The sequence below is a fragment of the Actinophytocola sp. genome, from assembly GCF_045807065.1.
GTDB lineage: Bacteria > Actinomycetota > Actinomycetes > Mycobacteriales > Pseudonocardiaceae > Actinophytocola.
This window is the reverse complement of the sequence record NZ_JBJMIE010000780.1, coordinates 1-5,424: the sequence shown is the minus strand read 5'-3', so window position 1 is coordinate 5,424 and position 5,424 is coordinate 1. Positions and strand designations below refer to the sequence as shown.

6 protein-coding genes are annotated in these 5,424 nt (G+C 71.7%); 1 reads left to right on the top strand and 5 read right to left on the bottom strand.

Features of this window, described 5'->3' with window-relative positions:
- The 3 genes from ACJ73U_RS45440 to ACJ73U_RS45430 all read right to left on the bottom strand — a co-directional run.
- Nucleotides 1-1,118 (bottom strand): S1 family peptidase (locus ACJ73U_RS45440; protein ID WP_407784016.1); only part of this gene is annotated, 1,118 nt, incomplete at its 3' end.
- A gap of 529 nt (nt 1,119-1,647) precedes the next feature.
- Nucleotides 1,648-1,773, bottom strand: coding sequence for a hypothetical protein (locus ACJ73U_RS45435; protein ID WP_407784015.1), 126 nt, complete (start codon nt 1,771-1,773; stop codon nt 1,648-1,650).
- 178 nt (nt 1,774-1,951) lie between these two features.
- The gene (locus ACJ73U_RS45430; RefSeq protein ID WP_407784014.1) at nt 1,952-2,902 is read right to left on the bottom strand and encodes a helix-turn-helix domain-containing protein; all 951 of its coding nucleotides are present in this window, start codon (nt 2,900-2,902) and stop codon (nt 1,952-1,954) included.
- Between the two features lie 81 nt (nt 2,903-2,983).
- Here ACJ73U_RS45430 and ACJ73U_RS45425 point away from each other — a divergent pair, with 81 nt between their 5' ends.
- Nucleotides 2,984-3,898, top strand: coding sequence for a hypothetical protein (locus tag ACJ73U_RS45425; protein WP_407784013.1), 915 nt, complete (start codon nt 2,984-2,986; stop codon nt 3,896-3,898).
- Here the strand turns inward: ACJ73U_RS45425 and ACJ73U_RS45420 are convergent.
- Both ACJ73U_RS45420 and ACJ73U_RS45415 read right to left on the bottom strand, forming a co-directional pair.
- Nucleotides 3,895-4,650 carry a MerR family transcriptional regulator gene (locus ACJ73U_RS45420; protein WP_407784012.1) on the bottom strand — a complete coding sequence of 252 codons (756 nt, stop codon included), beginning with the start codon at nt 4,648-4,650 and terminating at the stop codon, nt 3,895-3,897. The two genes, ACJ73U_RS45425 and ACJ73U_RS45420, sit on opposite strands and share 4 nt — an antisense overlap.
- A 23-nt stretch (nt 4,651-4,673) precedes the next feature.
- Nucleotides 4,674-5,424 (bottom strand): trans-sulfuration enzyme family protein (locus ACJ73U_RS45415; RefSeq protein WP_407784011.1); only part of this gene is annotated, 751 nt, incomplete at its 5' end.

Genomic DNA, 5,424 nt, shown 5'->3' with positions numbered 1-5,424 from the left:
TTCACCGGCTGGAACCAGGTCTCGCCGCCGGAGGAGCAGTTGCCCCAGCCGCCGGAGGTCATGCCCTGGGCCTGCTCACCGCTGATGTACGAGCCGCCGGAGTCGCCCGGCTCGGCGCACACGTTGGTGTGCGTCATCTGGTAGACCGCGCCCTGCTGGTAGTTCACCGTCTCGTTCATGCCGAGGACGGTGCCGCAGTGCCAGTGCGACGTGGACCCGGACCGGCAGATCGACGACCCGACGGGCGCGACCGCGGAGCCACGCACCAGCCGGTCCGGCACGGTGCCCCAGCCGAGCACGACCGGCACGGTCCACCAGCCGCCGCCGATGCGGATGAACGAGTAGTCGTTGCCGGGGAACGAGGACGCGGCGAAGTTGCCCATCCAGGAACCGTCCCAGCCGTTCACGGACGCGCCGGCGCTGCCGCAGTGCCCGGCGCTGACGAACCCGCCCTGCACCGAGAACCCGATCGAGCAGCGCACACTGCCGTTGATGATGTACGGGTCGCCACCGACCGTGCCGGCCGCGAAGGTCGTGGGCATTCGATCGGTCCGCTCGACCGTTACCGGCGCGAGTTTCCGAGCCGCGGCAAGGAATTCGGTCGCGCTCCCACCGCGACGCACGGTGACGACGATACCGCCGGACTTCGGGTCGACCCGCCAGCCGGCGACGTCGGCCGGGGCCTTCATGCCGTCGAGTGTGGCCTTGACCGCGTCCAGCTCTGCCAGCGAGCGTGGCACGCTGACCACCTCGGCGCCGGTCGCGCGCACGGCCTTCGCGTTGCCCGGCTCGGACAACCCGACGACCAGACTGCCACGGGCGGCGTCGAACCAGGACCCGCCGTAGGCCGCGCCGGCCGCCACACGGGCGTGGGCGTCGACGGCCATGGCCACGGCTTCCTGGTGGATGCGGGTGCGTGCCTGCGCCTCGGTCAGCCCGAGGTCGCGCTGCATGGCCGCGATGTAGGGGTCGCTGGAGACGGTGGCCGCGGTCTCGCTTCCGGCGGGCTCGCTTCCGGCGGCGAGTGCGGGCTCGCTCGCGGCGGGTGTGGCCGTGAAGGCGCAGCCCAGGGTGAGCACGCACGCCCCGACGGCCGCGAGCATTCTTGTTCGCTTCATGGTTGCTCTCGTTTCTCAGCAGGGGGTGAGAGGTGAGAGCGCTCTCATGGACAACCGTGAGGTATCCGGCAAGGTCCCGTCAAGGTCTAGACCAAAATCTGTGGTCATCGAAGGGCGGTGGCTTCGGGGGCTTCGGGGGTGCGCTGCGTCCTCGGTGTTCGGGGGTGTCCGCTGCCTCAAACGCCACATCGCCCGCCAAATCCACCACACACTCACCACCCCACCACCCTTGACAACCCATAGGAGCATCCCGCGAGCCTCCGCCGCCCTGGGCAGGCCCCTCCGGGGGCAGGCTGGCGCCTGCCTGCCCTGCCCCCGCCACCACCACCGAACCGCCTAGCGGGGGAGGCCTGTTTCGCCACCCTGGCCACAGAGCTGGGTCCGGCTCCGTCACCTCGGCCACCGGGCCGGAGTGCGGCTTTGTCACCTTGGCCACAGGGCCGGTTCGGTTCGCCGCCCTGGCCACATTGCTTGTGGCGCCTTCCCCCACCTTGACCAACGCGCCGTTCACCACATCGCAAAGCCGCGGTCAGCGGAGCGGCAGCCGGTAGGCGATAGCCGTGAAGCTTCCCCGCCCCCCCACGAAGTCGTACTCCGGCACGCGTTCGTAGCCGAGCCCCTCGTACAGCCGGATCGCGGCGCGCATGAAGTCCATGGTGTGCAGGGCAAGTACGGCGGCGTCACCAGTTGCTGGCCCTCGTCGGTATTGAGGACGGTGGACAGGTAGGCCTCGTAGACCTCGGGTGGCATGTGCCTCGCGTATGGCTGGTAGGCCTCGGTCAGCAGGGCGAGAACGTCGTCGCGTTCCTCGGGACGCATGGGGCGAACGGTGCTCACACGTCGTTTCTACCTCGGGCCTCCCCCGCGAACGTCTGCCGGTAGGTGTGCGGGCTCACGCCCCGCCGGGCGGCGAAGTGGTGGCGCAACGTGTCGCCGCTGCCGAAGCCGGCACGCCCGGCGACGGTGTCGACAGGCAGGTCGGTGGTCTCCAACAGGTGCTCGGCGTGCTGCAGGCGCTGGTCCAGCAGCCACCGGTGTGGCGTCGCGCCGGTGGTCTCCTTGAACCGGCGGGCGAAGGTGCGTGGGGACATGTGCGCGCGGGCGGCCAGCACGGGAACGGTCAGCGGCTGGTCGAGGTGCTCGCGCAGCCAGTCGAGCAGGGCGGCGAACCCGGTGGTCTCGGGCACCGGCATGTCGACGTACTGCGCCTGCCCGCCCTCGCGGTAGGCCGGGACGACCATGCGGCGGGCCAGCGCGTTGGCCGTCGCGGCGCCGTGGTGCTCGCGGACGAGGTGCAGGCAGGCGTCGATCCCCGCCGCGGCGCCGGCGCTCGTGAGCACCGGACCGTCGGTGACGTAGAGCACGTCCCGGTCGACGGTGACGGCCGGGTACCGCCGTTGCAGGAGGTCCGCGAACTGCCAGTGCGTGGTGGCGCGCCGCCCGTCGAGCAGCCCGGCGGCGGCGAGCGCGAACGCCCCGGAGCACACCGACAGGACCCTGCCCCGCGCTCGCGCGAGCGCGTCGAGGACCGCCGGGTCGATCGGCGCGTCGAGGGTCGGCCACGCGGGCACGGTGACGAGGTCCGCCTCGGCGACGCGGTCCAGCCCGTGCGTCACCTCGACGGCGAACCCCGAGGTCGTCGGCACGAGCCCGGGGTGCGCTCCGCACACCGCGAAGTCGTGTGTCGGCAGGTCGTCACCCGACCTGTCCAGTCCGAACACCTGGCAGATGATGCCGAGCTCGAACGCGGCCACCCGCTCCCCCACGACCGCCACCACCTTCACGCGTCGATGATGGCAGAAAGTTCCGATATCCGGGCACTCCTGCCACTGCCCTCGTTCGAGCGGGTGTACGAGCGTGGCCGTATGAACCTGAGCGACGAGAGAGTGGCGGTGGCGGCTCCGGGCCGCGGGCCGCAGCAGTGGGCGGGTGCCCCGAGCGCCGTGTTGGACGCCGACGGCTCGGTGGTCATGGCCTACCGGGTGCGTGGCGACCGCGACCGCAACGTCCTCGCCCGCTCGGCAGACGGCGTGCACTTCACGACGGTCGCGACCGTCGAGGCGGAGGGCATGGTCGAACGCCCGGCCCTGATCCGCACGGACGACGGTTGGCGCATGTACACGAGCTGCGCCACGCCCGGCACGAAGCACTGGTGGATCGGCGTGCTGGCGGCGCCGACGGTGGAGGAGCTGCCGGCGTCGCCGCACCGCCCGGTCTTCCCGGGAGACGCCTCCGTGGGTGTCAAGGACCCGGTCGTCCGCTTCGACGGGACCCGGTGGCACGCCTGGCTGTGCTGCCACCCGCTGGACGTGCCCGGCGAGGAGGACCGCATGACGACCGCACACGCCACGAGCACCGACGGCCTGACGTGGACACCACCGCGCACCGTCCTCCGTGGGCGCCCAGGTGAGTGGGACGCGAGGGGCGCCCGGCTGACCACGTTCCTGCCGGACGGCCGCATCGCCTACGACGGCCGCGCCAGTGCCGCGGAGAACTGGTTCGAACGAACGGGCTTCGCGACGCCGTCACTGGTCCCCACGGACGACGAGGTCCTCGACTTCCGGTACCTGGAGGTGCTGCGCATGCCGGACGGCACCCACCGCGCCTACTACGAGGCCCGCCTCCCCGACGAAACCCACAACTTGAGAACAGCCCGCCTCCCCGGATTTTTTGAGGGTGGGTCGCGTTCCGGCGAAGGTGCGGTTGTCGAGGCGGATTGTGGCCGAGTGCCGTCACGTTCCCCTGTTGATCAGGTGCGGACCTCGCACAAAGGGCCCTAGCTCGCCGAGCGGGCGCCGTTAGCCATGATCGCGTCGTGGATGTACTGGGACAGGCCCGGCACCATGTCGTCGTAGTTGCGGCCGACGCGTTCGTTCGCGCGGTAGGCGCGGGCCAGCTCGCGGTGCGTGTCGTGGTCGCAGTCGTGGAACCACCGGTGCAGGTGCAGGCGGTGCTCCTCGGCGAGGTCCGTCACCGCCGGTGCGTCCGGGGGCGTGCCGGCGATCATGGCCTCGGCCATGCGCTTGTGGATGTCGGACTGCTCCGCCTGCATCGCGAGCCAGTCCTCCCGTCGGTACCTCGCGGTCCGCTCCTGCGACTGGCGGAACCTGTCCGTGTCACCCCACCGCGCCACCACGCGTCGCGCGTTGTCCTCCAACCGCGTCGAGCCGAACACCTCCAGCCGCTCCTCCGGCGTCAGGCTCAGGCCCAGTTCCCTGGCGGCCAGCTCCCTGTCCAGCACCGCGACCATCGCCTGGTGGCGGTCGATGCGCTCGACCAGCAGGCGCCGCTGGTCGGCCAGGTGCGCCGCGGCCGGGTCGTCGAGCATCTCCGCGATCAGCGCGAGGTCGAAGTCCAGCTCGCGGTAGAACAGGATGCGCTGCAGGCGGCGCACGTCCGCCGCGGAGTAGAGCCGGTAACCCGACGCGCTGCGCTCGCTCGGCTCCAGCAGCCCGATCTCGTCGTAGTGGTGCAGCGTCCGCACCGACACCCCGGCCAGCTCGGCGACCTTCCCCACTGTGTACTCGTCCATGTCCGCCACTGTGCGGGCTCGCGTCACGTGAGGGTCAAGAGCGCCGCGTCGAGGTCGGCCCACAGGTCCTCGACGTGCTCGCAGCCCACCGAGAACCGCAGCAGTGCCGGCGGGACGTGCTCCTGCCCGGCCAGCCGCGCCCGCCGCTCGATCGTCGACTCGACGCCGCCGAGGCTGGTGGCCGCGTTGACCACCGTCAGGGCCGCGCACACGGCGTCCGCCCCGGCCGCGCCGCCGGCCACCTCGAACGACATCATCGCGCCGAAGCCGGACATCTGGGCCTTCGCGCGTGCGTGACCGGGGTCGTCCGGCAGGCCCGGGTAGCGCACGCGGGTGACCGCGGGGTGCCGCGCGAGCCGCACGGCCAGTTCGCCGGCCGACGCCTGCGCCTGCCGGACCCGCAGCGCCAGCGTCCGCAGGCCGCGGGTGGCCAGGAACGCCTCCATGCCGCCGGGGGTGGCGCCGGCCAGGACGCGGTGCTGGCGCAGGCGGGCGGCCAGCTCGGCGTCGGCCGCCACCGTCAGGCCGATCAGCAGGTCCGCGTGCCCGCCGAGGTACTTCGACCCGCTGTGCATGACCACGTCCGCGCCCAGGGCGAGTGGCTGCTGGAGCAGGGGCGTCGCGAACGTGTTGTCGACGGCCACCAGCGTGTCCGCCGCGCACAGCGCCGGCAGGTCGGCCACGTCCATCAGCGGGTTCGTCGGCGACTCGAGCCACAGCAGCGCGGCGTGCTCGTCGTGGTAGATCGTTTGTGCGTTGTGTTTGTTTTGATTG